Origin of the sequence: Corynebacterium freneyi, from assembly GCF_030408835.1 — a bacterium.
GTDB classification, from domain to species: domain Bacteria; phylum Actinomycetota; class Actinomycetes; order Mycobacteriales; family Mycobacteriaceae; genus Corynebacterium; species Corynebacterium freneyi.
This window is the reverse complement of sequence record NZ_CP047357.1, coordinates 2,239,094-2,264,891: the sequence shown is the minus strand read 5'-3', so window position 1 is coordinate 2,264,891 and position 25,798 is coordinate 2,239,094. Positions and strand designations below refer to the sequence as shown.

General features: G+C 65.5%; 27 protein-coding genes and 3 pseudogenes. 6 read left to right on the top strand and 24 right to left on the bottom strand.

Going from position 1 to position 25,798, the window contains the following annotated elements:
• Positions 1–51 precede the first annotated feature (51 nt).
• The 3 genes from CFREN_RS10125 to CFREN_RS10115 all read right to left on the bottom strand — a co-directional run bounded on the left by CFREN_RS10125 (position 52) and on the right by CFREN_RS10115 (position 3,744).
• Positions 52–1,953, bottom strand: coding sequence for an ArdC-like ssDNA-binding domain-containing protein (locus CFREN_RS10125; RefSeq protein ID WP_209652152.1), 1,902 nt, complete (start codon positions 1,951–1,953; stop codon positions 52–54).
• Positions 1,953–2,126, bottom strand: a complete 174-nt coding sequence (locus tag CFREN_RS10120) for a hypothetical protein (protein ID WP_209652153.1) — start codon at positions 2,124–2,126, stop codon at positions 1,953–1,955. Before CFREN_RS10120 ends, CFREN_RS10125 begins: the two co-directional genes overlap by 1 nt.
• Before the next feature lie 310 nt (positions 2,127–2,436).
• On the bottom strand, positions 2,437–3,744 hold the full coding sequence (locus CFREN_RS10115; protein ID WP_209651956.1) for an ISL3 family transposase: 1,308 nt from the start codon (positions 3,742–3,744) through the stop codon (positions 2,437–2,439).
• Between the two features lie 69 nt (positions 3,745–3,813).
• Between CFREN_RS10115 and CFREN_RS10110 the strand changes: the two genes are divergently transcribed.
• Complete coding sequence (locus tag CFREN_RS10110; RefSeq protein WP_290252834.1) at positions 3,814–4,818, top strand: DUF3644 domain-containing protein; 1,005 nt, start codon at positions 3,814–3,816, stop codon at positions 4,816–4,818.
• 299 nt (positions 4,819–5,117) lie between these two features.
• On the opposite strand, the gene CFREN_RS10105 is transcribed toward CFREN_RS10110, so the two are convergent.
• From CFREN_RS10105 to CFREN_RS12850, 18 genes and pseudogenes are all read right to left on the bottom strand, one after another.
• Positions 5,118–5,396 (bottom strand): hypothetical protein, encoded by a 279-nt coding sequence (locus tag CFREN_RS10105; protein WP_209652157.1) that lies wholly within the window; start codon positions 5,394–5,396, stop codon positions 5,118–5,120.
• A 102-nt stretch (positions 5,397–5,498) separates the two neighbouring features.
• Positions 5,499–6,208, bottom strand: a pseudogene (locus tag CFREN_RS10100) (IS6 family transposase).
• 204 nt (positions 6,209–6,412) lie between these two features.
• Positions 6,413–6,856, bottom strand: a complete 444-nt coding sequence (locus CFREN_RS10095) for a helix-turn-helix transcriptional regulator (protein ID WP_209652159.1) — start codon at positions 6,854–6,856, stop codon at positions 6,413–6,415.
• Positions 6,857–6,892: 36 nt separating this feature from the next.
• Complete coding sequence (locus CFREN_RS10090; RefSeq protein WP_209652161.1) at positions 6,893–7,243, bottom strand: hypothetical protein; 351 nt, start codon at positions 7,241–7,243, stop codon at positions 6,893–6,895.
• 164 nt (positions 7,244–7,407) lie between these two features.
• Positions 7,408–8,856: an ABC-2 family transporter permease gene (locus CFREN_RS10085; RefSeq protein WP_209652163.1), complete on the bottom strand. Its 1,449-nt coding sequence runs from the start codon at positions 8,854–8,856 to the stop codon at positions 7,408–7,410.
• Positions 8,853–9,617, bottom strand: coding sequence for an ABC transporter ATP-binding protein (locus tag CFREN_RS10080; protein WP_410206861.1), 765 nt, complete (start codon positions 9,615–9,617; stop codon positions 8,853–8,855). Before CFREN_RS10080 ends, CFREN_RS10085 begins: the two co-directional genes overlap by 4 nt.
• A gap of 25 nt (positions 9,618–9,642) precedes the next feature.
• Positions 9,643–10,023, bottom strand: coding sequence for a hypothetical protein (locus CFREN_RS10075; protein ID WP_209652165.1), 381 nt, complete (start codon positions 10,021–10,023; stop codon positions 9,643–9,645).
• On the bottom strand, positions 10,020–10,892 hold the full coding sequence (locus tag CFREN_RS10070) for an ABC transporter ATP-binding protein (protein WP_209652166.1): 873 nt from the start codon (positions 10,890–10,892) through the stop codon (positions 10,020–10,022). The genes CFREN_RS10075 and CFREN_RS10070 overlap by 4 nt, the downstream gene beginning before the upstream one ends.
• An 11-nt stretch (positions 10,893–10,903) precedes the next feature.
• Complete coding sequence (locus CFREN_RS10065; RefSeq protein ID WP_209652168.1) at positions 10,904–11,668, bottom strand: hypothetical protein; 765 nt, start codon at positions 11,666–11,668, stop codon at positions 10,904–10,906.
• On the bottom strand, positions 11,665–12,291 hold the full coding sequence (locus CFREN_RS10060) for a hypothetical protein (protein ID WP_209652170.1): 627 nt from the start codon (positions 12,289–12,291) through the stop codon (positions 11,665–11,667). The genes CFREN_RS10065 and CFREN_RS10060 overlap by 4 nt, the downstream gene beginning before the upstream one ends.
• Before the next feature lie 65 nt (positions 12,292–12,356).
• Positions 12,357–13,151: a hypothetical protein gene (locus CFREN_RS10055; RefSeq protein ID WP_209652172.1), complete on the bottom strand. Its 795-nt coding sequence runs from the start codon at positions 13,149–13,151 to the stop codon at positions 12,357–12,359.
• Complete coding sequence (locus CFREN_RS10050) at positions 13,144–13,668, bottom strand: RNA polymerase sigma factor (RefSeq protein WP_209652173.1); 525 nt, start codon at positions 13,666–13,668, stop codon at positions 13,144–13,146. Before CFREN_RS10050 ends, CFREN_RS10055 begins: the two co-directional genes overlap by 8 nt.
• Before the next feature lie 203 nt (positions 13,669–13,871).
• Positions 13,872–14,102, bottom strand: a pseudogene (locus tag CFREN_RS10045) (DDE-type integrase/transposase/recombinase); the annotation flags it as partial.
• Positions 14,103–14,459: 357 nt separating this feature from the next.
• The gene (locus CFREN_RS10040; RefSeq protein ID WP_209652175.1) at positions 14,460–14,741 is read right to left on the bottom strand and encodes a hypothetical protein; all 282 of its coding nucleotides are present in this window, start codon (positions 14,739–14,741) and stop codon (positions 14,460–14,462) included.
• A gap of 118 nt (positions 14,742–14,859) precedes the next feature.
• Entirely contained in the window at positions 14,860–16,176 is a 1,317-nt protein-coding gene (locus CFREN_RS10035) for an ISL3 family transposase (protein WP_070518955.1), read from the bottom strand.
• Between the two features lie 285 nt (positions 16,177–16,461).
• Positions 16,462–16,686, bottom strand: a complete 225-nt coding sequence (locus CFREN_RS10030; RefSeq protein WP_209652177.1) for a hypothetical protein — start codon at positions 16,684–16,686, stop codon at positions 16,462–16,464.
• Positions 16,683–17,270 carry an AAA family ATPase gene (locus CFREN_RS10025; protein WP_244979490.1) on the bottom strand — a complete coding sequence of 196 codons (588 nt, stop codon included), beginning with the start codon at positions 17,268–17,270 and terminating at the stop codon, positions 16,683–16,685. Before CFREN_RS10025 ends, CFREN_RS10030 begins: the two co-directional genes overlap by 4 nt.
• A gap of 99 nt (positions 17,271–17,369) precedes the next feature.
• Positions 17,370–17,882, bottom strand: a pseudogene (locus CFREN_RS12850) (hypothetical protein); the annotation flags it as partial.
• A 926-nt stretch (positions 17,883–18,808) separates the two neighbouring features.
• Here CFREN_RS12850 and CFREN_RS10020 point away from each other — a divergent pair.
• Positions 18,809–19,714, top strand: coding sequence for a chymotrypsin family serine protease (locus CFREN_RS10020; RefSeq protein ID WP_209652182.1), 906 nt, complete (start codon positions 18,809–18,811; stop codon positions 19,712–19,714).
• Between the two features lie 37 nt (positions 19,715–19,751).
• On the opposite strand, the gene CFREN_RS10015 is transcribed toward CFREN_RS10020, so the two are convergent.
• Both CFREN_RS10015 and CFREN_RS10010 read right to left on the bottom strand, forming a co-directional pair.
• The gene (locus CFREN_RS10015) at positions 19,752–20,063 is read right to left on the bottom strand and encodes a hypothetical protein (RefSeq protein WP_209652184.1); all 312 of its coding nucleotides are present in this window, start codon (positions 20,061–20,063) and stop codon (positions 19,752–19,754) included.
• Positions 20,064–20,430: 367 nt separating this feature from the next.
• The gene (locus tag CFREN_RS10010) at positions 20,431–21,258 is read right to left on the bottom strand and encodes an inositol monophosphatase family protein (protein WP_209652185.1); all 828 of its coding nucleotides are present in this window, start codon (positions 21,256–21,258) and stop codon (positions 20,431–20,433) included.
• 38 nt (positions 21,259–21,296) lie between these two features.
• Between CFREN_RS10010 and CFREN_RS10005 the strand changes: the two genes are divergently transcribed.
• The gene (locus CFREN_RS10005; RefSeq protein WP_209652187.1) at positions 21,297–21,947 is read left to right on the top strand and encodes a hypothetical protein; all 651 of its coding nucleotides are present in this window, start codon (positions 21,297–21,299) and stop codon (positions 21,945–21,947) included.
• A 75-nt stretch (positions 21,948–22,022) separates the two neighbouring features.
• Here the strand turns inward: CFREN_RS10005 and CFREN_RS10000 are convergent, their stop codons facing one another.
• Positions 22,023–22,844 (bottom strand): inositol monophosphatase family protein, encoded by an 822-nt coding sequence (locus CFREN_RS10000; RefSeq protein ID WP_244979491.1) that lies wholly within the window; start codon positions 22,842–22,844, stop codon positions 22,023–22,025.
• Positions 22,845–22,954: 110 nt separating this feature from the next.
• Here CFREN_RS10000 and prfB point away from each other — a divergent pair, with 110 nt between their 5' ends.
• From prfB to ftsX, 3 genes are all read left to right on the top strand, one after another.
• Complete coding sequence (gene prfB / locus CFREN_RS09995; protein WP_070523182.1) at positions 22,955–24,073, top strand: peptide chain release factor 2; 1,119 nt, start codon at positions 22,955–22,957, stop codon at positions 24,071–24,073.
• A 79-nt stretch (positions 24,074–24,152) separates the two neighbouring features.
• A complete protein-coding gene (gene ftsE, locus CFREN_RS09990; RefSeq protein ID WP_070523185.1) occupies positions 24,153–24,842 on the top strand; it encodes a cell division ATP-binding protein FtsE in 690 nt (229 codons plus the stop codon).
• Positions 24,843–24,892: 50 nt separating this feature from the next.
• Entirely contained in the window at positions 24,893–25,795 is a 903-nt protein-coding gene (ftsX, locus tag CFREN_RS09985) for a permease-like cell division protein FtsX (RefSeq protein WP_209652191.1), read from the top strand.
• Positions 25,796–25,798: the final 3 nt, after the last annotated feature.

Here is a 25,798-nt window from a genome sequence, read left to right as displayed (position 1 = left end):
ACCAGGGACCCCTATATCTTGTGGTGGGTCCCGATCCTCATACTTGGTACCTCATCCCGGCTGCGCACCCCAGATCCGGAAGAGCCGGTAATCCCGCGCGTATTCGGCGAGTTCAACGGGAGCCAGTCCGACGTCGGCAGGGCCGGGGACAGTCGGCTTTGACGTGCCGGCACTGTGGATCACTCCTGGCCGGTTAGTCCGATTGTCGTAAATGCGTCGCGCAATTTGAGCTTGCTCTGAGTAGTCCTTGGAGAACGTCATCTGCTCCAACTGAAGGTCGGGTGCGCTAAGCAAAAGGTGATCTTGGTCGATGAGATTTCGATCGATTTGCCAGACGTCGACGAGTTGGCGGATCTTGGTGAGGTCGGCAATCATCGCCGTGTTGTGCACATTGCCGGATGAGTCGGTTACCTCTATACGCCCGCTGGGATGTGCCGTCCGTCGGAGAATGAAGCTTCCCCTGTGGATCGCCCCTTCATCGTCCAGTGTCTCGTCGTCAGCGACATCTTCGGTCGTGAAGACGGGGTCTTCGGTCGCGGTTGCCGGTGTATTCGACGTCGCGGCCGCGAGCTCGTCGATGTCCTCCATCCCACGCGTCTCGATGGGGTTGGACTCAGCTGCCCACGATCGCACCGTAGCTCTGATCGAGTCGAGCGCGTCGGTGGATGACAAGGACTGCTCCCACTCGCGCTGATACTCCATTCCGTGCGGTTCCCAGTCGTAGCTCGTCCAACTGAGCCGAACACCTCCAGCGTCCTCGTTGATCTCCACTGTCAGATTGGCGGCGTCGTCGCGGGTGAAGCTCAGCGTGCCGTCGTGAAGGACTTTTGATGCGACTCCGAGACCATGGTGCGCGGCCGCGCTGTATGCGGACTGCCGCACGGCTGCGGCAGGGTACTCAGCGCTGTCCGCGAGGCTGATGCCGGCCCGTGCAGCCTCCAGCGAATCCGCTGTCTCGGTTGCCCGCTCGGCGATGGCCTCGGTGCGGGAGGTGAGGTCGATGGCGCGTTCTTTGGCGGCATCATTGGTGCTGGTCTCCTCAATTACGCGCACTGCGTCGGTGATTTCGCCGGAGATGTCGATGACTCGCTGGGCGGTTTCCCTGATCGCGTCGGCGTCATAGCCCGACCAGCCGCCTACGTAGCGGAAGGTGTATTGGCTGGTGTCGAGGCCGAACTGGGCTGCGACAACGTAGGCGGTGGACTCTGCTTCGATCTCCTGCGTCGACCGGGACATGCCCTGGTTGCCAACATGAAGACGCATGTGTGCGATCTCATGGATAAGGGTCTTGGCACGGGCGGCTTCATCCAGGTCAGTCCCAACAACGATCTTTCGGTTGGATCCGTCATGGTCGGCACGGAAGTAGCCGTTGGCACCTCCAAGTTCGGCGAGTGGCTGGTACTCCACGGGCGTGCCGTGGGAAGCGGCATAGTCCGTCAGCCGATCAATGAGACCGTCTGGGGCCAGCCCGGTGAGCTTCTCGGGCACCAGTTCTTCCGGAATCTGCGTCAGCTCGGCCGCTTCGGTCTGGCTGATCTCGAACACAGGCACGGCTTTGAATGCGACGGGAACGCGCTTCCACACGATTGTCGAGGAATCACGGTTGTCGGCTTCACCGTCGGTGAGGGGCTTGCCGGATTCCTTATCATGAGGTCTCTTCTTCAGTACGGGGCCGAGGACCCGAAACGACTGCTGCCCCTTTTGGACGGGGTAACCGGCCTCCTTCCACCGGCGGAAGCTGGCGAATGCCCGAGGATTGATTCCACGGTCTACCGACTGTTTGAGCAGTGCGAGCTGATTGTTGAGGCTGTATTGCGGAAAGCTGGACGTGATGTCCAGCCATGCCTTCCAGCCCTCCGGTGTCTGCATCGTTTCGACGGCAGCGGCGATGTTCTCGTGCAGTTCGGCCAGGTTCTTCTCGGCGATTTGACGTCGCTCTTCCTTCGTGGCCACTACTCGTCCTCGGAGACGACGATGTCGAGCGGGGCCAGCCCTGCGGTGCGCCGCATCTTGTTGACTGCGTCGATGAGGACGTCGAGAGTTCGTTGCTGTGCTTCGATGGCTTCGGTGAGGTTGTCAATCTGGTCTTCGTGGGCGCCGAAGCGCTCTTCCTGCGTGAATGCCATAGCCGTCAAGCTAGGTACGGCGTAGATCTCAGGGAATGAGGTGTGGTGGCATGCCAGCTAGCCAGCGGTTCCCCAAGCGCCATCTCCGGGGTGACGTACGTCTCCTACGGTATCTAGCGGGGTGAAGCTGCGCGTGAGGTTTTTCCTGGTCGCCTAGGCCAGCAGCTAATACGGCCGAAAGCCCGGTGGTGGCTTCCTGTCGAGTAGAATCGTCCGGGTGAAGAAGAATGAAAAAGACCCAACTTGTGCTCGCCTTCTCGAGAAGAGTAAAGAAGCATTTGCCCTGGCAGTTGAACTGGCCCTTCCGGTTTTAGAGTGCGTTGATCTTGGCCTGGAACCCTCCGGAGTGGATCAGTGACCGCAAGATGTAGTGGTTGAGGTTCCTGAACCCGAGTGCGATGCCACGCAGGTGCTCCAACCGTCCGTTGATGGCCTCGACGGGGCCATTGGAAGCGCCGGTGTCGAAGTACGCGAGGATCTCGGCCCGTCGTTTCCACATCGTCCGGCCCAACTGCCCCAGCTCCTGGACCCCGGCGGGAAGATCTTTCCGGATCCGGCACATGATTTTGTACATCCACCTCTTCCCGACCCGACGGTCAGGATGCTCATAGGCTGCGATGATGTCCTGATACGTCCAGTGCGTGACATCCACAGCCGTGTGCCGCTCATCAGCGAACACCGCGTCCAGCTTCGCTTTCTGCCTGTCGGTCAGCAGTCCCATCCGGGTTAGCAGGATCCGACGCACCCCGTACAAGGGATCCCCTGACCGGCCGCGATGCCCACAGGTGTCCTGTTGGATCCGCTGCCGGGTCATAGTCAGCTTGTCGGCGGCCAGGTGCACGACGTGGAACGGGTCCATCACCTTCCTCGCCTTCGGCAGCTGCTCGGTGGTGGCGGTGTGGTAGCCGGCGAATCCGTCCATCGCCACGACTTTCACCCGGTCGCGGAAGGACTTCTCCCGGGCGGCGAGCCAGCGGCGCAGCACCTCAGCGGATCTGCCCGGCACCATGTCCAACAGCCGGGCGGGCCCGGTGCCGTCCACGTTCGGCGTCAGGTCGACGATGACGGTGACGAAACCGGGAGTACCGTCGCCGCGGCGGTGTTTCCATTTGTGCTCGTCCACCCCCAGGACGCGGACTCCGGCCAGGTGGGTGGGATCAGCGTAGATCAGCTCCCAGGCCTGTTCGAGGGCTACCTGGTTGACCAGATCCCAGCCGATGTCCAGGGACTTCGAGATCGCGGCAACGCTCATGCGGTCAATCGCCAGGCGCTGGAGGATCCAGCGGGTGCAGCGGTCGGTGAGCTTGGCTTTCCGCTTCGCGCACACGAGTTGCTGTTGAAAGATCTTTGTCGCACAGGCGGTGTTGGTGCAGGTGAAACGGGGTAGCCGGATCCGTAACCGGGTGGGATGCCCGACGACGGGCAGGTCCACGAGTTCACGGATCCGGTGATCACGCAGCCGGCCTTTCATCCCGCAGGCCGGGCAGGAGGCATCCTGTTCCACCGGGCGGCAGGTGATCCACGTGTGGCGCTCATCGATCGCGGCGCCCGTGATGGTCAGGCCGAGTTCAACGGTCCGGATGATGGTGTCAGCAATAAGAGACGTAGAATCGGGCATAGGTCCTCGGGGCGAAAGATGGTTGTGTAGGAGCTTTCATCTTCGCACCAGGGACCCCTATATCTTGTGGTGGGTCCCGATCCTCATACTTGGTACCTCATCCCGGCTACGCACCCCAGATCCGGAAGAGCCGTTGAACTCTACAACAGGCCTACGCTTAAGTATCATGCGGAAGCGTGTTCAATTTTCCTTTGTAATGCATGGGAGCTCATGTTGAAGGCGTATCTCATTGATGAGCGAGGCATTGATTCGATCTATTACTCGGACAATCCTGACCGCACTATTGCTCTTGAGGACTGCCTAAAGAAGATATATACCAATGAAAAGTCGCCACTCAGGGTTAATATGCGGGAGTTGATTCGATTCCGAAATACCAATACGCATTTCATAACAGACGAGTATGAGCTATTCTATGGGCCGTTTTTGCAGGCTTCTGTGACCAATTATGCCGACCAGTTGGAGGATCTGCATGGCGACTCGGTTAGTGAGATCATGCCAGAGAATCATTTGGCTCTGGCTATACGCCGGGGCAGTATTGAGCCGGATGTGATTAGGGCGAAGTATGATGTAGCTACTGCTCAGGAGTTGCTGAAGCGAAAGGGGCACCTTTCCAACGCCGCTGGCCCTGAGGGAAATCAGCAGGTTGCCGCGGTCTTTGAGACTAGCCTGCGTCTTGTCAAGAAGGAGGGGGATGCTGATCTGAATGTTTTTGTCGCTCGTGATGCTGATGCGGGGGTGGCGATAGTCAAAGATGTCAAGGATGCAATGAGCTATTATCCGTATACTCCGGGTGTCATTGTGGAGAAAGTTAACAAGCGCCCCAGGAGGGAGGGCATCAAGATTTCCCGTGGAGGGGAGGTTCGTTTGCGCTTCAATATGTATGACTTCACCCTTTTTACGGCGGGGCATCATATGAAGGGAGATGCACGATTTAGCTATGATAGGAGTGCGGAGCATGAGAAGAATGCATCTTATGTGTACAATCCGCACACTGTCGACTTTATCGTCGGTCGCCTGTCTGAAGATCCAGGCGGCTACTTGGATAAGCTGAAAAATAAAGCGCCTAAGAAATAGAAGGACACCGACCCCCGGAGCAAAGGAATTCTCGGCCTAGTGCCTTACTCCCATTCGGGAACCCAGCTTTATCCTTCTCGGGTCGGTGCCTCTGAACCTGAGGGTACTGCCGTGATTGCTGAAGTTCAACCTGTTTGTGGATATCCGCAGTTCAGGGTGTTGTTTCGCAGGGTGTTCTGGCAGGCGGTGACTTGCGTCCATCCTGTCGGTCGGACACCGCAGACGCCGTGTGTCTTGGAGGTGTGGTGGCATGCCCGCAGGACGGCGTGCCAGCATGCCGGTGTTGTCCTGCAGGATGCCTACAGCTCGGGTTTGTGCTCGCCGGCCTGAACGGAGTGGTCGACGTTGGCCGTCGGCGGGAGTGTGGCCGCGATGTCCTCGTTGCCCAGCGCCGTGAGCATGGTGTCTATGGCGGCGGCGAAACTATCCGGAGTCTCCGGTGCAGAGTTGAGTGTGCTTGTGTCGATTGAGCCGAGGACGTCCTCGATTGAGATGTCGGTGTCGTCGAACGTGGAGGGAGCACAGACGGTGCGGTAGACGTCTAGGAAGGGAGTCCAGGTGGCGGCTTCGCCTTCCATGGACTCACGTGAGGCCTGATGAAGGGTGCTGTTGCAAAGTTGGGGGGAGAGCAGCGAAGACTCAGTTTCTCATTCCCTGATGGCCGCTGCGTGTGGGCGTTCTCAGGCCGTCTCGAAGACCCGGTTGACGATCACCGCGTCCGGGTTCGGTTGCCCGTAGGCAAACATCGTGCCTTGCCCTTTCCGCAATGAGTGCATCGCCTCCATCCCTTTCAACGTCCGATATGCAGATGTCCGGTTCTTAAACGCGTCTTTCGGCCCGAGGATCCGCTTCAGCCGACCATGGTCGCCTTCCAGGATGTTGTTGAGGTATTTCACCTGCCGGTGTTCCACTGTTGGCGGGCAGATTCCCTCTGACTTCAACTCGGCGATTGCCCTGGCTAGGGAGGGTGCTTTATCGGTGTTGATCACTCTGGGATACCCGGCTGACGCATTGGATCTGAGGGCCTTGGCCAGGAAACGCTTCGCTGCGGCCACGTTCCGCTTCGGAGAGAGGTAAAAGTCCAGGGTCTGGCCACCGGCGGTGATCGCCCGATAGAGGTAGCACCACCTGCCGCCGACCCGGATATAGGTCTCATCCACCCGCCAGGAACTGGCCTGCCAGTCAGGCACCTGCCGGTACCACCGTGTTTGCTTGTCCAGCTCAGGGGCGTATTTCTGGACCCAGCGGTAGATCGTGGTGTGATCAACCGGCACGCCCCGCTCGGTCATCATTTCCTCCAAGTCTCGGTAGCTCACCCCGTAGCGGCAGTACCACCGCACTGCCCACAGAATGATGTCACGGGGAAACGACGACCGGAGACGATACCCATGGCTGTGATTATTTCACGTCGATCTTCCTACTGCCCCAACTTTGCAACAGCACCGCTGCTGGTCACCGAGTACGGGCCAGAGCGGGTACGGCAGCTCCACGATGCGTTCGAGCACGACCCGCACCAGCGCGATCCGCGACGCGAGGGGCCATCTCGAGGCCTATAGAAAGCGTCGGCGCGCTGCTCGCGCCGCGGTTCTGTTGGTCATGGAACGCCGGTGGCAACGGGCTGCATGTCGCGGTACCGACTCGGTGCGATCCTAGTGTGCGCGATGAACGCCTCGGTCGCGCGTGATCGGCTGCGCCACCCGACCCGCTGCCCGGCAGCGGCGACGGTGATGTTGGTGTCACGGAGCAGGCACGCCATCTCCTGGACGCGCAGCATCGTCAGATAGGCGGTCGGGGTCTTACCGAATGCGGAGGTGAACACCCTCGTGAGTTGTTTCGGGGAGAGACTCACGAAGTCGGCCAGCTCTGCCAGCGTCCATGGGCGGACGATCTGACGGTGCAGTAGGTCGCGGACGAGTATCGCTTCGCGACGCAGCGGACCATGCGCTCGCTCATGGGAGGAGGTCGGGCGGGAGCGTGCGCGTTGCAGCCTGGTCAGCCGCACCGGAGAGACGCGGACATACAGGGCGATGAGGTCCACGACCGCGAACCAGAGCGACTGCAACCGGGGGAAGCGTTAATGGAACTGGCCCTCGGCGCTGAGCGTGACCATCTCATCCACCCACGGCAGTACCAGGCCTGCCCGATTCCGGCCGAGGTGAAGCACCTGCGCGGGCTCGGAGTAGATCTTCTCCGCGAAGCCCTGGGCGTCGAGGCGGTCGTGCAGGATCGTGGAGTATTGCCAGAAGAACTGATCCAACGCGAGGTCGGTGTCGATGTAGATCGTCGTGAAGGTCAGTAGCCCTTCGGGTTCGATTCCGCACAGCACGTGGGGTCCGAGCAGGATCGCATCGCCGAAGCTGACGGGCTGCTCGCCGAACTCGGAGAACACGATCGCCGCGCCATCGCGCGCGATGACGAGCCGCACGCAGTTATAGGCAGCCGGCCCGATGGGGCGATGGATCGTACGAGTACGCGCTGACAAAGGCGGGGAGAGTCGTGCGGCCACTCATTGCTGCTGTCTAAACCAGCGCTCTGCTCCGGCAGCGGCCATCGGTGCGGAAACCCGCCAGACCAAACGGAAGCGCCTGGTCATGCTGCTCTCGCGGGAGCGTTGCGCATGGCGCGTGTGCTCAGGAGCCAGGTGAGAACGGCGAACGCGGAGGCGACCAGCGCTGCGACGAGGAATCGTTGCGGCGTGTCAGCGGAGAGCGGCCATGCTGTGGGTCCGAGAATCCACAGCCAGGTATCGGCGAGGATGTCGCCGCCGAGGGTGACGCCGACGATGGTCAAGATCACCGCGGCGCCGAGCGCCCAGCCAGCGCCGAAGCGGACGGTGAGCCAGAGCGCCCCTAGAGTGCCCGCGATGCCAAGGATCAGCCAGAGCATCCCGGATTGGGTGATGGCGAGCAGGGATGTGGCGTTGCTGTGGCCTCGTCGTACAGAGTTGGCGAGAGCGGTGACCGTCACCGCCACGGACACGACGCTGACCCAGAGCAGCAGCCAGGCTTGCACAGCGGCGGGAACCGCGGCCTTGCGGAGGATGAGCACCCGCCATCCCGGAAGGACAGCCTGCCAGGTGAGCACGGCGATGACACAGGCCCCGAGGGGCAGCATCGCGTAGGTGTGCAGCCCGAGCAGGTACGAGTTCGGGTAGATCGCGGCGGTGGCGACGGCGAGCAGGATCGCGGCAGCGCACAGCGGCATGACGGCGCGGGAGCGCATCACGGCACGGATCGCGCCGACGGCGCTTTCCCGGGTGCTGCGGCGTCCGACCGGTCGGCTGTCCGTGCCGCGTTCCATGCGGAGCGTGCCCGGCAGCAGCACTCGCAGAACCAGTACGAGTGCGGTCAGGAGGACGCTGAGCGTGAGCGCCAGGGCGGGTGATTCGGTGGCGAGCGGGTCGCCGGCGGCGAGGGGTTCGGCGTTCTGGTGTGCTCCGAGTACCGGGAGCATCGCTCGGACGGCCCAGGTCGGAGGGATCGCGAACCAGGCGGTTGTCTCGGCGGCGAGAGCGCCGATGACCTGCCAGACCCAGGCGGCGAGGAACACGGGGATCGTGCCCGACCGTTCGGTGAGCATGAACGCGAGCGCGAGGAGGCCGAGCGTCGCGACCCAGCAGGCAAGACCGGCCCACAGGAGGCGCGGAGTATCGGTCGGGGCGCCGACAGCGACGGCGAGCGGGATGACGAGCCAGAACGCGAGCGCGTGGAACAGGGCGGAGAGGCCGGCCAGGACGATGAATCGCGCGACGATGATGGTGCGCGGGCTGGTGGCTCTCCAGAGGGTGCCGCCGTCTCGGGCGGTGGTCTCGCGGACGGTGGTGAGGCCGGCGAGGAGCGTCATGAGTGGTGCGGCCATGCCGGTGACGTAGAGGGTCTGCCACAGCAGTGCCGCGCGTTCCTGGTTCTCGGGCGTGATGAGGATGCCGGCAGTGCTGATGCCGGCGAGGATGATCCCGACCCAGGGAAGCGCAGCCGCCGCTGACCCTTTCGTGCGGACTGCTTCCGCCCGGATCGCAGAGGTGAGCGCGCCCATCATGCAGCCTCCTGCCGTGTGGCGCTGGGCATGGTCAGCCTGAGGAACTCCTCCTCCAACCGTCCTGGGGCAGCGAAGTCTGCGAGGGATCCTTCGTAGCGGCAGACGCCGTCGGCGAGGACGGAGATGTCATCGGCGAGCTGCGCGATCTCGCCGAGCTGATGGGAGCTGACCAGGACCGTCCGGCCCGCGGCGGCGTAGTCGCGGAGCAGCTGGCGCAGCTCGACGATGCCCTGCGGGTCCAGACCGTTCTGAGGCTCATCGAGGATCAGCACGTCCGGTTCGGTGAGGATGGCGATGCCGAGTGCGAGCCGGGCTTTCATGCCCATCGAGAAGTGGCGGGCGCGTTTGCGGCCCGTGCTGGCGAGTCCGACGATGTCGAGCACCTTCTCGATCCGTGCCCGTCCGACCCCGGTGAGCCGGGCGTGCACGAGGAGGTTGTCGAACGCGCTCAGGTGCGTGTAGATCGCGGGGCCGTCGATGCTCGCGCCGATGCGTTCCAGTGCGGCCCGGTTCTTCGGGCCGGACGCCGGGGGCTGGCCGAGGACGTCGATCGTTCCCGAGTCGGGCTGCATGAGTCCGAGCAGCAGCCGGAACGTGGTGGACTTGCCGGCTCCGTTGCGGCCGAGCAGCGCATGGACGCGCCCGGGCTGGACGTGGAGGTCGAGGCCGTCGAGCACGACCGTGTCGCCGCGCTGCAGGCGCACGTCGGTGCAGCGGATCGCCATCTGCGGTGCCGGGGTGGGTGTGGGTTGGACTGTCATACAGCGGCTCCTCTCTGGTATTGGGTCAGGCGTCGCAGACGGTGAACGCGAAGGTGCGCAGCGTGCCGATCGAGCCGTCGGAGATGTCGCCGATCGGGGGCAGGTCGGCGTTCTCGTCCACGGAGTTGAGGGCGTATTCGGTGCCGTCGGGAGAGGTGAAGCGCAGCACGGGATCGCCCTTGTCATTCTTCTCGCAGCTGACGGTGCCGTGGTCCACGTCGAGGTTCCACGAATGGCCGAAGTCATCGGCCGTGACGTCCTGCGGGTTACTGGTCGCGGTGCGGGTAGGGCCATCTTCGGGGAAATCCTCGGGGTTCATCATTCCGTTGCATCCGGCGAGGCCGAGGGCGAGCAGTGCCGCGGCTACCGCGGCGGACATGCGGATGGTCGTGCGGTGGATGTTCATGCGTGCTCCTTCGGGATCGTGAGGGCCATGTAGCCGTCTTCAAGGTTCGGGTCGACCGGCGTCGCGTCCGCAGGCGGGGTGTCGGTGACGATCCGGTACTGCGTGCCGGCACCGGTCGTGGTGGCGTTGACGACGGTGACGTCCTCCGGTGGAGGCGCGGTGCGGGAGGCGGTGAGCCAGGTGCGGCCTCGGGCAGCGTCGATCAGCCCGTCAGTGGGTCCGTCGTAGCGCAGGCGTCCCTCCCGGAGGACGAACACGTAGGGGCAGGTCTGCGCCACGTCATCGAGGATGTGCGTGGACAAGATCACCGTGCGGTTGTGCCCGAGGCTCGCCAGCAGGGTGCGGAACCGCATCCGCTCCTCAGGGTCCAATCCCGCCGTGGGCTCATCGACGACGAGCAGTTCCGGGTCACCCATGAGTGCTTGCGCGATGCCGACCCGCCGACGCATGCCGCCGGAGAACCCGCCGACCTTGCGATCTTTAGCGTCGTTCAGGCCGACCTGGGCGACCAGCTCGCGGGCCTGCCGCTTGCGGTCGGTCGCGCTGTCGATGCCTTTGAGCACGCCGACGTAGTCGAGAAACTCGAGCGGGGTGAGGTTCGGGTACGGCTCCACGTCCTGCGGCAGGTAGCCCAGCGTCTTCTTCACCGCCCGGCGCGCACCGGCGTCGGCGAGGTCGTGCCCGTCGATGAGCACCCGGCCCCTCGTGGGCTGGATGATCCCGCACAGGATGCGCATCAGCGTGGTCTTCCCGGCACCGTTGGAGCCGAGCAGCCCGATCATGCCCTGCGGCAGATCGAGGGTGACGTCATCGAGAGCGGCGGGCTTCTTGCGGAAGTCCTTGCCCAGGTGGTCGATGGAGATGAACATGCGGCTTCCTTTCAACGCTTGGCCATGCGCCCGGTCAGCGCGGACCCGGCAGAGAGCAGAAGGACGATGATGACGAGCTGTGCAACCAGCGAGAGCGTCGCGGTCCAGACGGTGCCGTCGAACGCGAGCGAACCGGCGGGCGGGTAGATCGGGTCGGTGTCGAAGTAACCGCTGGCGACCGCATCGCCGATCACGGTGAGCACGGTGCCGTTCGGCGTGGGCAGCGGCAGGAGCGAGGACGAGAAGATCAGGAAGAACCAGACGAGCACGCCCGCGATACGGCCGAGTGCGCGGGGCAGGATCGCGCCGAGCAGGGCCGACAACGACATGGCGATCAGGACGCCGGGGACGACGATCGTCGCGGTCACCGCCACCGCCACCGGGATCGACCAAGGATGCCCGCTGAGCGTCTGCACGACGCCCATGAGCAGGAGCACCGCCAGTGCGGGAACGACGACGACGCCGAAGGTGCCGAGGATTCTCGCTGTGTGCAGGGCGAGGGGGCGTACCGGGGTTGAGGCTTCGAGTTCGTTGATACCTAGCCGTGAGGGGGCGGTGAAGAAGTCGGCGAACGCGGCGGCGTAGGCGACGCCGGTGAACATCACGATCAGCTGTGCGGAGAACGCGAGGTCTTCGATGCCTCCGGTGCCGGGCCGGGCCGGTGAGATGACCGCGAGCAGGGTGGCGAACACAGTCAGCGGGATCGCGGTGAACCACAGCGCTTTCTGCCTCCGGGCGACTTTCGAGTGCGTGCGAGCGAGTGCGAGAACCGTCATGCCGCGACCACCTTTGCGATGTTGCGTTCCGCGTTGGCGAGCCGCTGCCAGACGGCGACGAGAAGTCCGGCCGAGACGAGCAACGGGATGCCGCGCTGTTGCGGCAGCGGCAAGACGTAGGGGTCCCAGAGCATCGCGAGGAACATCCATGCCGCCACGACCGCGATGGTGGTGGTCGATGCCGTGCCCGCGAACGCCGCGGCCACCAGTGCGACGACGATCATGATCACGACCGCGCCGGCGGGCGACGCCACCGACGTCCAGCCCTCGTCGCGGGGCCAGACCCGCAGTGCGTGCAGGGGGAAGAACATCAGCGTCGCACCGCTCAGCCCGGACAGTGCCACCAGCGCGGCGCGAAGAAACTGCACGCGCCGGAAGCCGGTCGGCGTGGACTCGTGCAACTCGATCAGCGGGTCACCCGTGAGGGCGACCGCGGCGCAGACACCGGTGGCGATCACGAACACCTGCGCGAGCCAGTTCACCAGTGTCATCGCCTGCGAGGGCTGCCAGGCGTCGGCCGCGAACCAGCCTGCGAGGACGACCACGGCCCCGGCGAGGATCGGCCCAGCGAGCACCATCAGGCCGGCGCGTCGGCCCTGTGCTCGGATCGCTGCTCTCGTCACTTCCTGCTCCTGAACTCTTGAGAATCTGCATCTACAAGGTCAGTAGCGGGGTGAGGCGGATCGGTTCACGCGGATTGCAGTCCGCTGATCGCGGCCCGCCGCGCCGTCGTGACGGCCGCACCCAGTAGGGCCGCGCCTGCTCCCAGCAGGCCGAGCGGGGTCAGCGCGTTCCACAGCAGCCCGGACAGGCCGAAGAAGAACATCGCTTCGGACACCGGGGCGGCCATGGGGATGAGCACCAACCCGGCGGCGATGCCGGCCCAGGGTGCGACCCAGATTGAGGCGAACGTCGCGGCTCCCGCGACCAGCGCGACCGGGATCAGCCAGCTCGCGACGACCTCCGGCAGGCCGCTCGTATACCCCCAGGCCGATACCAGGCCGGACGCCGCAAGCCCGGTGACGGCGTCGACGACCAGCACGAGAGCGATCCGTGCGAGCACCACCACCTGCGGGCCGAGCGGGGTCGCGAGGGCGATCGAGTCGGGCTTCGCGGACGACAGCGCCATCGTCACCGTGACCGCGATCCCGGCGAGCATCACGGAAGCGAACCCGGTGTCGCCGGCCGATCCTCCCTGTGTCACTCCGAAGAAGCGGGCCGCGAAGATCGCCATCGTCACAGTCACCAGGGCGACCGGCAAGATCAGCCACGGCACGACCCGCATCTGCGCCCATGCCAGAACCGCTGCCAACTTCGCACTCCGCCGGGCAGGCCACCGGGGAGCATCCATCGGAGACGGTGCGCTCGCGATCCGACGCCGGATCAGATCGAACGCGGGCGCCTCGCCCTGTTCGCTCTCCCAACGGCGCAGGACCTCACGGAAGGCGTCATCGCCGCCGGTGTCAGCACTGTGTTCAGTCATCGTTCCTCCTCAACTCCTCGCACAGCAGGCGCCGGGCGCGAGACACCCGGCTCTTTATCGTTCCCCGCGGGACGCCCACCAGCTCTGCGATGTCCTCGTACGGCAGCTCGTGCACCCAGGCCAGCCGAACGGCCTCGCTCAGATCGGCGGGAAGCGCACTCAACGCCGCCAAAAGCGCACGGGCCTCCTCGGCGGACGCCACCAGATCGGCAGGATCACTGTCGTCCGCGGGGATCGCGTACTCGGACTCATCCAGCGGCACCTGTGCCAGACGCTTACGCCGGGTGTGCGCGTAGACCTGCCGCTTCGCGATCCCCAGCAGCCAGGTCAGCACCCGACTGTCGTGCCGGAACGCGCGCGCCGATCGCCAGCAGCCCAGCCACACGTCAGCACTGACCTCCTCCGCGACCCCGCGGTCCGGCGTCCGTGCCAGGACGAAGCCGAACACCACCGACGCATAGCGCGCGTGGAGCTCAGCGAGGGCACGCTCATCGGCGGCGCCGATTCGGACGAGCAACGCCTCATCCGTCTCGACCGCTGAACCTGACCACGCCACTCTGTACTCTCGCCTCCCACGACCTCGCACTGCCCATCGCAGCTCTCACCCAGTCAGTAGCGCCCACGGGCCAACCGGTTCACGAGGGTGCTGTTGCAAAGTTGGGGGGAGAGCAGCGAAGACTCAGTTTCTCATTCCCTGATGGCCGCTGCGTGTGGGCGTTCTCAGGCCGTCTCGAAGACCCGGTTGACGATCACCGCGTCCGGGTTCGGTTGCCCGTAGGCAAACATCGTGCCTTGCCCTTTCCGCAATGAGTGCATCGCCTCCATCCCTTTCAACGTCCGATATGCAGATGTCCGGTTCTTAAACGCGCCTTTCGGCCCGAGGATCCGCTTCAGCCGACCATGGTCGCCTTCCAGGATGTTGTTGGGGTATTTCACCTGGCGGTGTCGCAGCCAGCGCCCATCGTCATGACGATGAACCACGTGAAGCCCCATAGGAGGATTCTGGGGATCAGTCGGCCCATTGACCGTGTGCGCCAGCTGGCTATCGCGATCAGGATGAGTCCTCCGATGAGGACGTTGCTCCAGAAGTCTCCGCTTGCCAGGAACGAGTCGGCCGACGGGATGGTGGACGCTGAGGTGTTCACGGTTGCCTACTTTGTTTGCAGGGGGATCGATCGCTGTTTTTTAGTGTGCCTTACAGCCTGGATGCTGCCGCGCTGGTGGGGAACGGGTGAGCGAAAATGAGGAACAAGGAGGCGGAGCCTCCGCGTTAGCCAATCTTTTAGGCGCTGTCATGCTGGCGTGCCGTCACGTGCTCGCGACGGCGTCGAGGTCGTCCCGGTAATGCGCGGCAGCTTCAGTTGCCCGGAGTAGGCCGTCGTAGTACCGCCGTGCCTGTTGCAGGCTCATCGTCGTGTGGTCTTCTTCGATTCCGGTATGGATATGGACCCTCCGGTCGATGATCTCGATGCATATTTCGGCGAGCTGGCGCCCGGGTTCGTCGGGGTCGGGAATGCGCTCGATATAGGGCAGGTTTGTTGCGTTCATCGTCCGGCCTTTCTGGTTCGTCGCCAGTTTTCGGCGATCCATTTGTGTGCATCGTTGGGGGCGGCGAAGGTGCTGACGTGGTGTCCGGTGATATCGCTACGGCCATGGAAACTACGAAGTCGCCACTGTCCGGCGATTTCCTTTACCGGCTCTTCAGGATTTAGAGTGCGTTGATCTTGGTGTGCAGCTGTCCGGAGTGGATCAAGGATCGCAAGATGTAGTGCCCGAGGTTCTTGAACCCCAGAGCGATGCCGCGCAGATGCTCCAGGCGCCCGTTGATCGCCTCGACGGGCCCGTTGGACGCGCCGATATCGAAATACGCCAGCACGTCCTTCTGGCGCCGGTACAGCGTGTTTCCCAGCTGCTTAATCTCCTCTAACCCCTTCGGCATCGTCGATGAACGCAGCGTGCTGATCACCTTCTGCATCAGCTTCTTGCCCTCGGCTTTCTTCGGGTACTGATAGGCGGCGATGATCTGCTGATACACCGACCACGTCACCTCCAAAGCCACGTAGTCTTCGTCGGTGGCCCACAGTTGCTCGAGTCGCCGATGCTGTCGATCAGTGAGGAAGTCAATCCTGGTCAACAGGGTTTTCCGGTTCTTATACAACGGATCGTTTTTCTTGCCCCGCCGCCCGGTGGTCATCCGCTGCAGGCGCTGCCGGCACACGGTCAACTTGTCGGCGGCCAGGTGCACCACGTGAAAGGGATCCATCACCGCCTGCGCCCGCGGCAGGGCCTGTTTGGTGGCGGTGGCGTAGCCGGCAAACCCATCCATCGTGACAACCTCGACCCGGTCGCGAAAGCCCTGCCCACGCTGGCCGAGCCAATCGCTCAGTACCGCGGCGCTACGACCCGGGACCATGTCCAGCAACCGGGCCGGTCCGGCGCCGTCGATGACGGGGGTGATGTCGACGAGCACGGTGACGAACGAGTCCGGCTCACCGGCCCGGTGGGTGTGCTTCCACACGTGCTCGTCCACGCCCAGCACGCGTACCCCGGCAAGGTGGCCGGGGTCGTCATAGACCAGGTGCCGGCAGGCATCCAGGGCGAGGTCGTTGACCAGGTCCCAGCCCAAGCCCAGGGCTTTGGCGGTGGCGGAGATACTCATTTTGTCGATCGCCAACCGTTGCAGAATCCAGCGGGTCACCCGGCGAGTGACGGTGCGCCCGCGTTCGGCGCAGGCCAGTTCGCCCTGGTAGATCCGCTGGGCACAGGACTGATTCAGGCACAGGAACCGCGGCACGCGTACCTGCAACCTGGTGGGGAAGCCGACGACGGGAAGATCGGTCAGCCGGCGCACGACGTGATCACGCAGCCGGCCTGTGTGTCCGCAGCCCGGGCACTTGTCGCAGGAGTCGATGGGACGAGCACTGATGACCGTGAACTCGCCGGCATCCGCGGCATCGGTGATCGTTAATCCCAGCTCCGCGGTGCGGCAAATGGTGTCGGCGACGAGGTTGAACGTAGGCTGCATCGTAGGGTCCTGGTTCGGTCAGATGGTTGTGTGGTAACTCTCATCTTGTACCGGCCAGGGCCCCTACATGTTGTGCCACCCCGACATATCACTTCCCGCTAATTACGCACTCCAGATCCGGATGAGCCCCTTTACCAGGCCGTAGTGATCGCGGAGGTCGTTGATGATCTGGAGTGCGACTGCTTGATCGGGGGGCGACGGCGACGAAGGCTCCGGCGGCGGAGACGGGGGCGGTAAAGACACTGAAAGTGCCATCGCTGTTTTTGATGAGATCGGTTTCGACGGTCATGCCCGCCGTCCTAGGGTGCCGTCTGCGAGGTATGCCGAGATCATCTCGATGAGCAGTTCATTTACGCTCGTGTCGTCGATGCGGGCCTGAATGTGGAGGTCACGGCGCATTTCTTCGCTGATGCGGATGGTGATCTTCACGCGGTTGTCGGTAGGTGCTTTGAATGCTGTGGTGGCGTTGGTGCGTGCTGGGCGCCGGGGGCGCATGGGATTGGTCGTCATCGGAGCTCCTTTTCGATTTCAGTGAGAACGCCGTCGTAGCCGTGCCACGGCCATGCCGGTCGCCGGCCCCAGCTCATCTTGATCTGCTGTCGTTGCGGGATCACGTTGCTGAAGACCGAGACTTCTTGGTCGGCTAGCGCTTCTTGGGTGTCGCGGAGAGTGCGGGTGCCGAGCTGTGCGGACGTCAGCAGCACTGCGGCGGGCCGGTGGCCGACGAGGTCGAGGGTTTCCCACATGCGCGCGACTTCGATTCCTGAGGGACAGGTGGGAATGATGACGGCGTCGGCGGTGTCAATGGCTGCGTTGATCACCGCGGGCATTCCGGGTGGGCAATCGACGATCTCCCAGTCGACTTCCGGAGCGGACGATCTGCGGGCCAGTGAGCGAGCGTTGACCGGCACGACGTCGAAGGGCAGTGGGTCGCTTGCGTCCTCGGCGATTGCGGCCCAGTCGGATGCGGAGCCTTGCGGGTCGGCATCGAGGACGCGGGCGGTGTGGCCGGCGGCATCTGCGGCGGCGGCGAGCATGATGGCGGAGGTCGTCTTGCCTGTGCCGCCCTTGACGTTGCAGATGGCGATGCGCATAGTTGTGGTCCTTCGAGGTGTGGTGGGTGAAAGTGTGTAGGTGATCGCTGCGGAGGCTGTCATTGCTCGGATCGAGTCCGGTGATCCGGCCGTGTAGCGCTGAGTGGTCTGGACCGAGCCGTGTCCGAGCGCTTGCTGGACTCCGAGAAGGTCGTGGCCGCCATGCCGGTAGGCGGTGGTGGCGAACCGGTGCCGCAGCGTGTGGAGCGACCAGCCCGGCGGAAGAACCTGTGCAGCCAGCTTTGAGACCCATCGGGGTGAAAGGTGGCCGTCGATTTGCCAGGGAAGATCGAGGCGTCGCCGGCATGGCGGATTGTGGGGGCCAGGGAGGCGGTGACTGGGAGGACGCGTGTGCGGCCTCCTTTTCCGTGAACTGTGAGCGTCCAACCGTCGGGGGATTCGGTGAGGTGACGGCGGTGAAGCGTGGCGATTTCGCTGCGCCGTAGGCCCAGTTCGGCAGCTAGTCGGAGGATGAGTTGGGTGCGTGGCTTGGCGGCCGCGATCGCGTCGTGGAGGATGTCCTCGGGCGTTGGTCGCGGCGGCGGAGTGTGGCGCCGGATCCCGGTGAGGACGTCTGCCGGAGATGCGGTGCCGTCGTTCTGGGTAGCCCACCAGCGGAAGAACAACCGGGCGCTTGCGTGGTATCCGTGGCGGGTCTCAGGTGCCCACTCCTGCGCGCCGCTCCACTCGATAAAGTTGTCAGAGCAGAAGTCGGACGGGCTGATGGCGTCGAGGTCGCGCGCGAGCCGGCGAATATGGCGGACCCGTGTGTCGATCGTTGCCGATTGTTGGCCTTGGGCGCGAAGTCGCAGTTCCCATCGGCGTATCGGGTCTTCCCATCAAAAAGGGCTCGGCAGTAGCAGAGGGCTATCGGAGAGCAACATGAAAGCACTTTGCCCCGCAGGGTGTTCCCGCCAGCTGGCGTGATGGCATGCCCGCAAGCTGGCACGTCGGGCGGAGTTGGCGAGCGCGATGCCACGTAGAGTTCGAGGGATCGTAGCGCCAGTGGGTATCGGGCCACGTGGAGATGTCGACCATTCCAAGCAATGACCCAGAGGTCGTCGGTTCGAATCCGGCCCCCGCTACCAACGTGAATGAAGGCCCCCGGCATTGCGCCGGGGGCCTTCGTCGTGTCTGGGGTCCTCGGCGTTTCCGGGGGTTGGGTCTGGCGGTCGTTGTGGCGACCGTCAGAAACCATGTGGGAGTGCGATGCGGTCGAGCTTCCTTCCCGCCCCGAGCACACAAGTCACACCCGTAACTTGCGCAACATTGGCCCCAGATCCGTGCCGCGCGGTATGGTTGCCCCGTTATCCGGAAATGGGCCGCCGTGATCCGTGAAAATGACTGGCCACGGCACCTTTCCCGGGTTGGTTACGACGAGCGGATGGGGCGTGGCGGCGCAAATGGGCGACACTCGGGCATCGCGGAGAGCGCAGGCGGTGCGGGGAGCGCAGGCGGCGCGATTGGCGCGGTTGGCGCAGGGGGCGCGGGCGACACGACGGATGCCCGCACGGCGATGGGGCGGCCGAATCGCCGCCATGACCTGCTCCGTGCTCGCCTCGGTCGGTCTCGGCATCGCCCCCGCCACGGCTGCGCCGGCCGCACCCGAGGATCGGGTCGTGGCGCCGGAGCCGTCGACCGTCGTCAAGCATGACTACGCGCTGAACTACTCCATGCTGGAGATGGCCATGGAACCGCACGTCGTGGACGAAGACGTCGTGTCGAAGATCCTCGGCGCCACCCCCGGCCCCGTGCACAGGCGCGTCGACGGCGTGTGGTTCTCTTCGCCGACCGCGCCCGCCGAAGCCGACCGGCTCGCCGCCCAGGGCAGGGCGCTGGTCGGTCCGGGCACGCCGATCCTCGTCGGCGACGGCGACTCGCGCAACGTCTGCACCGTCACCGCCGCCGGACGCGACGCCGGCGACCGGCTCATCGCGCTGACCGCCGGGCACTGCGGCGGCGTCGGCGCGCCCGTTCGGTCCATGGACGCGAAGGAAGCCGGCGTCATCGGCAGCGTCCAGCGCGTCGACGCGACGTTCGACTACGCGGTGCTCGTCCTCCACGGCAATGCGGTGCCGACCTCGACGTACGGCGACACTCGCGTCGCGTCGGTCGGTGATCTGCCGAAGGCGGGGGAGATCGCGTGCAAGCAGGGCATCGCCACCGGCCGCACGTGTGGCCCGACGTGGGTCGAGGGCGCGCCCGGTTCCGCCGCCGACCCGCACGTGTCCACCCAGATCTGCGCCGCGCCCGGCGATTCCGGCGCGCCGGTGTTCGTCGGCGATCGTCTGGTGGCCATGGTCATGGGCGCCGATTCCGCCCCGGCGTGCCTGACGCCGCTGCAGGGACCGGTGTTCGCGCCGACGATCGTGACGTCCGTCCGCGCGCAGATCGACGACATGAACCTCCACGGCGGCCCCGGCGGCGGGTTCCGCCTGGCGTAGGGGGTTCCGGCGTAGGGGTTCCGCCTAGGAGCTCCGGTTACCGGATCCGCGCTTTCGCGGCGACGAGCAGCAGGGCGGCGCGGTCGACTTCGCCGTTGTTGATCTCGCGGTTGAGCTTGTGCAGCACCACCGGGCAGCGCAGGCAGCGGGTGCCGGATTTGCAGCACTTCTTCTTCGGCGTCATCGCGGCGAGTTTGAAGGGGTCCTTGCCGGCGAGCTTCTTCGCGGCCTTGGCCTCGGCTTTCGAGCATTCGGGCAGGCGTAGCGAGGTCGTTGCCGCGGCCTTTTTCCTGGCTTTGGCGGCGTCCTTCTTCTTGGCCTTCTTCTTGCCCTTGTCGCCCTTGGCCATGCGCGTTCCCTTCGTCGCGGATTTTCCCGGATCAGGTTAGCTTCGCCTCACGCGATGTGGGTAGGCGTGGGTGCCTGGCGGGTGTAATCGGGTGTTGCTTGACGACGGCTTGCCTGGCGGCCAGCGCCGCCGAGGCGAATGGCGGCCAAAGGGTGCCGCCGGGGCGAATGGCGGCCAAAGGGTGCCGCCCAGGCGAATGACGGCCAAAGGGTGCCGCCGGGGCGAATGGCGGCCAAAGGACGCACATTCGCCCAAAACGACTCAGGGCCATTCGCCGTGACCTGCGGAAACGGCGAGTGATAGTGAGTCGTTTTGGGCGACGGGTGCTCGTTTGCGGATGTGGGCGACGGCCCGCCCGGTGCGGCGCCTACCTCAGGTAGCCGAGCACGGCGTCGTGGAGCAGACCGTTGGTGGCGACGGCGTCACCGCCGTGCGGCCCGTCCTCGCCGGCCAGCGAAGTGAAACGCCCGCCGGCCTCGGCCACCAGCACCGCCAACGGCGCCAGGTCCCACAACGACACCTCCGGCTCCGCGGCGACGTCCACCGCCCCTTCGGCGACGAGGCAGTAGGAGAAGAAGTCGCCGTAACCGCGCAGGCGCCAGGCGTCGTCGGTAAGCGAAATCAACTGGTCGCGCAGCCCACGGTCCCGCCAACCCGTCAGGGAGGAAATGGCCACCGAACAGTCGGCGACGTCGCCGACGCGGGACACGGTGATCCGCTTCGGGGCCGGCGCACCCGGCGATTCGGCGCGGGCCTCCGACGTCGCGGGTGAACCCACCGCCACCGACGTCCACGCGCCCCCGTCCTTCGCCGCCCACCAGCGACGCCCCAGCGCCGGGGCGGACACCACGCCGACCACCGGCACGCCATCGACCAGCAGCGCGATCAGCGTCGCCCACACGGGCACGCCGCGCACGAAGTTCTTCGTCCCGTCGATGGGGTCGATGACCCACTGGCGGCCCTCGAAGGTCGCGTCGCCGCCGAACTCCTCGCCGAGCACCTCGTCGTCGGGGCGTTCCTCGGACAGCAGCGCCCGCAGTTCCCGCTCGCAGGCGAGGTCGGCGTCGGACACGGGCGTGAGATCCGGCTTGGACTCGACGTCGAGGTCGGCCGCGCCGAAGCGGGGCATGGTCACCGCGTCGGCGAGGTCGGCGAGCTGGTGGGCGAGGGCGAGGTCGTCGGAGAAGGCGCTCATGAGGGGTAGTCTAGACCGGCCCGACGGAAAGGCCCCGCATGCTCAACGCCCTGACCTACGCGTTTCTCGATTCGATCAATGTTTTGCTGATCGCGGTCGTCGTCGCGTTGGGGATGATGTTGCCCGCCGGCCGGTACCGTCGCATTACGCCGTTGCTGGTGTTCGGCGATTGGCTGGGCGTGGCGGTGCTGGCGTTGGCGGTGCTGGTGGTCTTCGACGGCCTGGGGGATCAGGTCGCGGCGCTGGTGGGGTCGCCGTTGTTCGGGGTGCTGTTGATCATCACGGGCGTGGCCACGGCGGGGCTGACCTTCCGCGGCGGCGATTCGTCGGCGTTGGTGGAGAAGATCCTCGCGCCGCTGCGCACCCCGTCGATCATGACCGTGGCCACCGGTTTCGTCCTCGGCGCCATCCAGTCGGTGACGTCGGTGCCGTTTTTCGCGGGGCTGGCGGTGCTTTCGGCCGGCGGGATTCCGGTGGTGGAGCGGTATCTGGGGCTCATTCTCTACGCGTCGGTGGCGTTGAGCTTGCCGACGCTCGTCGCCATCGCCGTCGGCGTCGTCCGCCATCGCCCGGATTCGTGGCTCGGCCGGGTCTTCGCCCTGGCGCGCGACAATCAGGCGCGGGTGTCGCGGGGCGCCGGGTACCTGGTGTCGTTCCTGCTCGTGTTCATCGGCGTGCTGCACCTGTAGGGCAGTACCCGTAGAGCGGTGCCTTGTGGCGGGCGGTTGCTTTGCGACGCCCGCCTGCCGGCCGACGCCCGGTTCCTACGAGTCGAGCGTCCGCGCCAACTCGTCGACGACCGAGGCCGGACCGGCGATGCGCCACCCGTTGACCAGGGCGGAGGAACCTCCGACGCCGGCGACGAGCGCATGACCGGGCAGCCAATCCCACGACGCCACCGAATGCTGGAACCAGGCGCCCAAGCGGCCCTCGGCCACCCCGGCCAGATCCATCGACGCCGACCCCAGCATCCGCCACGTGGCGAACTTTCCGGCCGCCTCGAGCCACGGCGCCACCATGGCGTCGTCGCCAAGCCAAGTCGAGTGCAGGTAGGTGCCCGCGCTCAGGGCCGCCGGGTCGGCGTCGTCAAGCCTGGAAAGCTCGACCAACCCACGCTCGTCGGTGCGCGTGGTGGGCAGGTCCGGGCCGCCGACCCACGTCGTCGACCCCGTCGTGCGGTGCACCGCCCCCAGGATCACGCGGTCGGGGGAGTCCGGCGAGCCCTCCACCAGCGCCACCGCCGAGCACCAGTAATCGGAACCCGACGTGAAGTTGTACGTGCCGTCGACCGGGTCGATCACCCACGTGCGGCCCGACGAGCCCTCCTTCGCCGACCCCTCCTCGCCGAGGATGCCGTCGTCCGGGCGCAGCCGGGCCAACTCCGAGACGACCAGCTCCTCGGCCGCGCGATCGGCGGCGGTGACCACGTCTGACACCGAGGTCTTGAACTCCGTCTCCAGGCCCTCCGCCCGCATCCGCGCCGCCAACTCCGCGGCGCGCGCCACGACGTGCGCCGCCACCGACGCATCGTCGAGCGACGCATCATCGAAGGAACCGGTCCGGGCGGTCATCGCGTCATCCGTCATGGATCCCATTGTGCACGCGGCCGCCGATCCCGCACCCGGCGTGCCGTTGACGAAGGCTCGACGGCGCAGCCCCCGAAAACCCGCGGGGCCCGTTCGCTACAGTGGAGCGCGTGAATCCCGACGTGACCGCTGACCTCAATGACCTCGACGCGACGCTGACCACCATCGAAAAGGTGGTCGACCCGGCGGAGCTGTCCGATCGGGTCCGCGAACTGGAGGCGCAGGCCGCCGACCCGTCGCTGTGGGATGACCAGGACCACGCCCAGCAGGTCACCTCCCAGCTGTCGCAGGTGCAGGCGAAGCTGAAGAAGGTCACGGAACTGCGCCGACGTCTCGACGACCTGCCCGTCATGTACGAACTCGCCGAGGAAGAGGACGGCGACGCCGCCGCCGAGGCCACCGAGCTGGCCGACGCCGAGCGCGCCGAGCTGCGCGCCGACATCGAGTCGCTCGAGGTGACCACGATGCTGTCGGGCGAGTACGACGAGCGCGAGGCAGTCATCAACATCCGCGCCGGCGCCGGCGGAATCGACGCCGCGGACTTCGCCGAAATGCTCATGCGCATGTACACGCGATGGGCGGAAAAGCACGGCCACAAGGTCGACGTCTACGACATCTCCTACGCGGAGGAAGCCGGCATCAAGTCGTCGACGTTCGTCGTCCACGGCGAGTACATGTACGGCCAGCTGTCGGTCGAGCAGGGCACGCACCGCCTGGTGCGCATCTCGCCGTTCGACAACCAGGGCCGCCGCCAGACCTCCTTCGCCGAAGTCGAGGTCCTGCCGGTCGTGGAGACCACCGACCACATCGAGATCCCGGACAACGAGGTCCGCGTCGACGTCTACCGTTCCTCCGGCCCGGGCGGCCAGTCGGTCAACACCACCGACTCGGCGGTGCGGCTGACGCACATCCCGACGGGCATCGTCGTCACCTGTCAGAACGAGAAGTCGCAGATCCAGAACAAGGCCTCGGCCATGCGGGTTCTGCAGGCGAAGCTGCTGGAGCGCAAGCGCCAGGAGGAGCAGGCGGAGATGGATGCCCTGGGCGCCGGCGGCAACGCGTCGTGGGGCAACCAGATGCGCTCCTACGTGCTGCACCCGTACCAGATGGTCAAGGACCTGCGGACCAGCCACGAGGTCAACAACCCGTCGGCGGTCCTCGACGGCGACATCGACGCGTTCCTGGAGGCCGGCATCCGCTGGCGCATGGACCAGGAGAACGAGGACTAGGTTCCCGGCCGCCGCGGGGCCGTGCCATGTGCCGCAACTCATGTGACACATGGTGCGCGTGACCACTAGGGTGATGGCCGTGATCACTTTCGACCGGGTTACCAAGACCTACGCCACCTCCACTCGACCGGCGCTGAACGAGGTGTCGGCCGAGATCGGCAAGGGCGAGTTCGTCTTCCTCATCGGCCCGTCCGGCTCGGGCAAGTCGACCTTCCTGCGCCTGATGGTGCGCGAGGAGAAGGCCGACTCCGGCCGGGTGCTCATCGGCGGCAAGGACGTCGCCAAGCTGCCGCGTCGGCACGTGCCCAAGCACCGCCAGAAGATCGGCTACGTCTTCCAGGACTTCCGACTGCTGCCGAAGAAGAACGTGTTCGACAACGTGGCCTTTTCGCTGCAGGTCATCGGTAAAAGCCGCGACAAGATCGACCCGGCCGTCCGTGAAACCCTCGAGCTGGTCGGCCTGGCGGGCAAGGCCAACCGCATGCCCCATGAGCTCTCCGGCGGCGAGCAGCAGCGCGTGGCCATCGCCCGCGCGTTCGTCAACCGGCCGCTGATCCTGCTTGCCGACGAGCCCACCGGCAACCTCGACCCGGACACCTCCGGCGAGATCATGTTGCTGCTCGACCGGATCAACCGGCTGGGCACCACGGTGGTGATGTCCACCCACGACAGCGACGCCGTCGACGCCATGCGCCGCCGCGTGCTCGAGCTGGACAACGGCAAACTCGTGCGCGACGACGCCACCGGCGTCTACGGCCTGGGCCGCTAGGGCCGCCCCGGAAACGACGACCAAAAACGAAGGACGCAGGCGAAAAGACGATGAAGACCCGCTTCGTGCTCGGGGAAGCCCTCTCCGGATTGACCAAGAACATCACCATGACGGTGGCGATGATCATCACCACCGCCATCTCCCTGGCGCTGCTGGCGTCGGGACTGCTGGTCACCGAGATGACCGACAAGACCAAGGACCTGTACCTCGATCGCGTGGAGGTGCTCATCGAACTCGACGAGGCCATCTCCGCCGAGGACGAGACGTGCTCGTCGCCCGCGTGCGCCGAGGTGCGCGACACCCTGGAGGCCCAGGACGGAATCGAGCAGGTCACCTACCGCAACCGCCAGCAGAACTACGAGCATTTCGTGGCGCTGTTCGAGAGCACCGACCCGGCGCTGGTGGCCAACGCGACCCCGGAGTCGCTGCCGGCCGTGCTGCTGGTGCGCCTGGAGGATCCGACGGATTCGTCGCCGCTGGATCCGGTGCTCGACATGGAGCAGGTCGTCCACGTCACCGACCAGCGCGACGACATCGGCAACGCCGCGTCGAACCTCGACTCGATCCGCAACGCGACGTTCCTCATCGCCGGCATCCAGGCGTTGGCGGCGGTTTTCCTCATCGCCAACATGGTGCAGATCGCCGCGTACTCGCGTCGCACGGAGGCGGAGATCATGCGCATGGTCGGCGCGACCCGGTGGTTCACGCAGGCGCCGTTCGTGCTCGAGGCCGTGTTCGCGGCGATCATCGGCGGCGTGTTGGCCATCGCGGGGTTGTTCGCGGGCAAGGCCGCGGTCGTCGATCCGGCGATGCAGGGTCTGTACCAGGCGCAGCTCGTCGCCCCGGTGACCACCGGCGACATTTGGGCCGTCGCGCCGATCGTGATCCTCGTCGGCGCCGTGTTCGCCGGCATCACGGCGCAGGTGACGCTGCGTCTCTACTCGCGCAACTAGCCG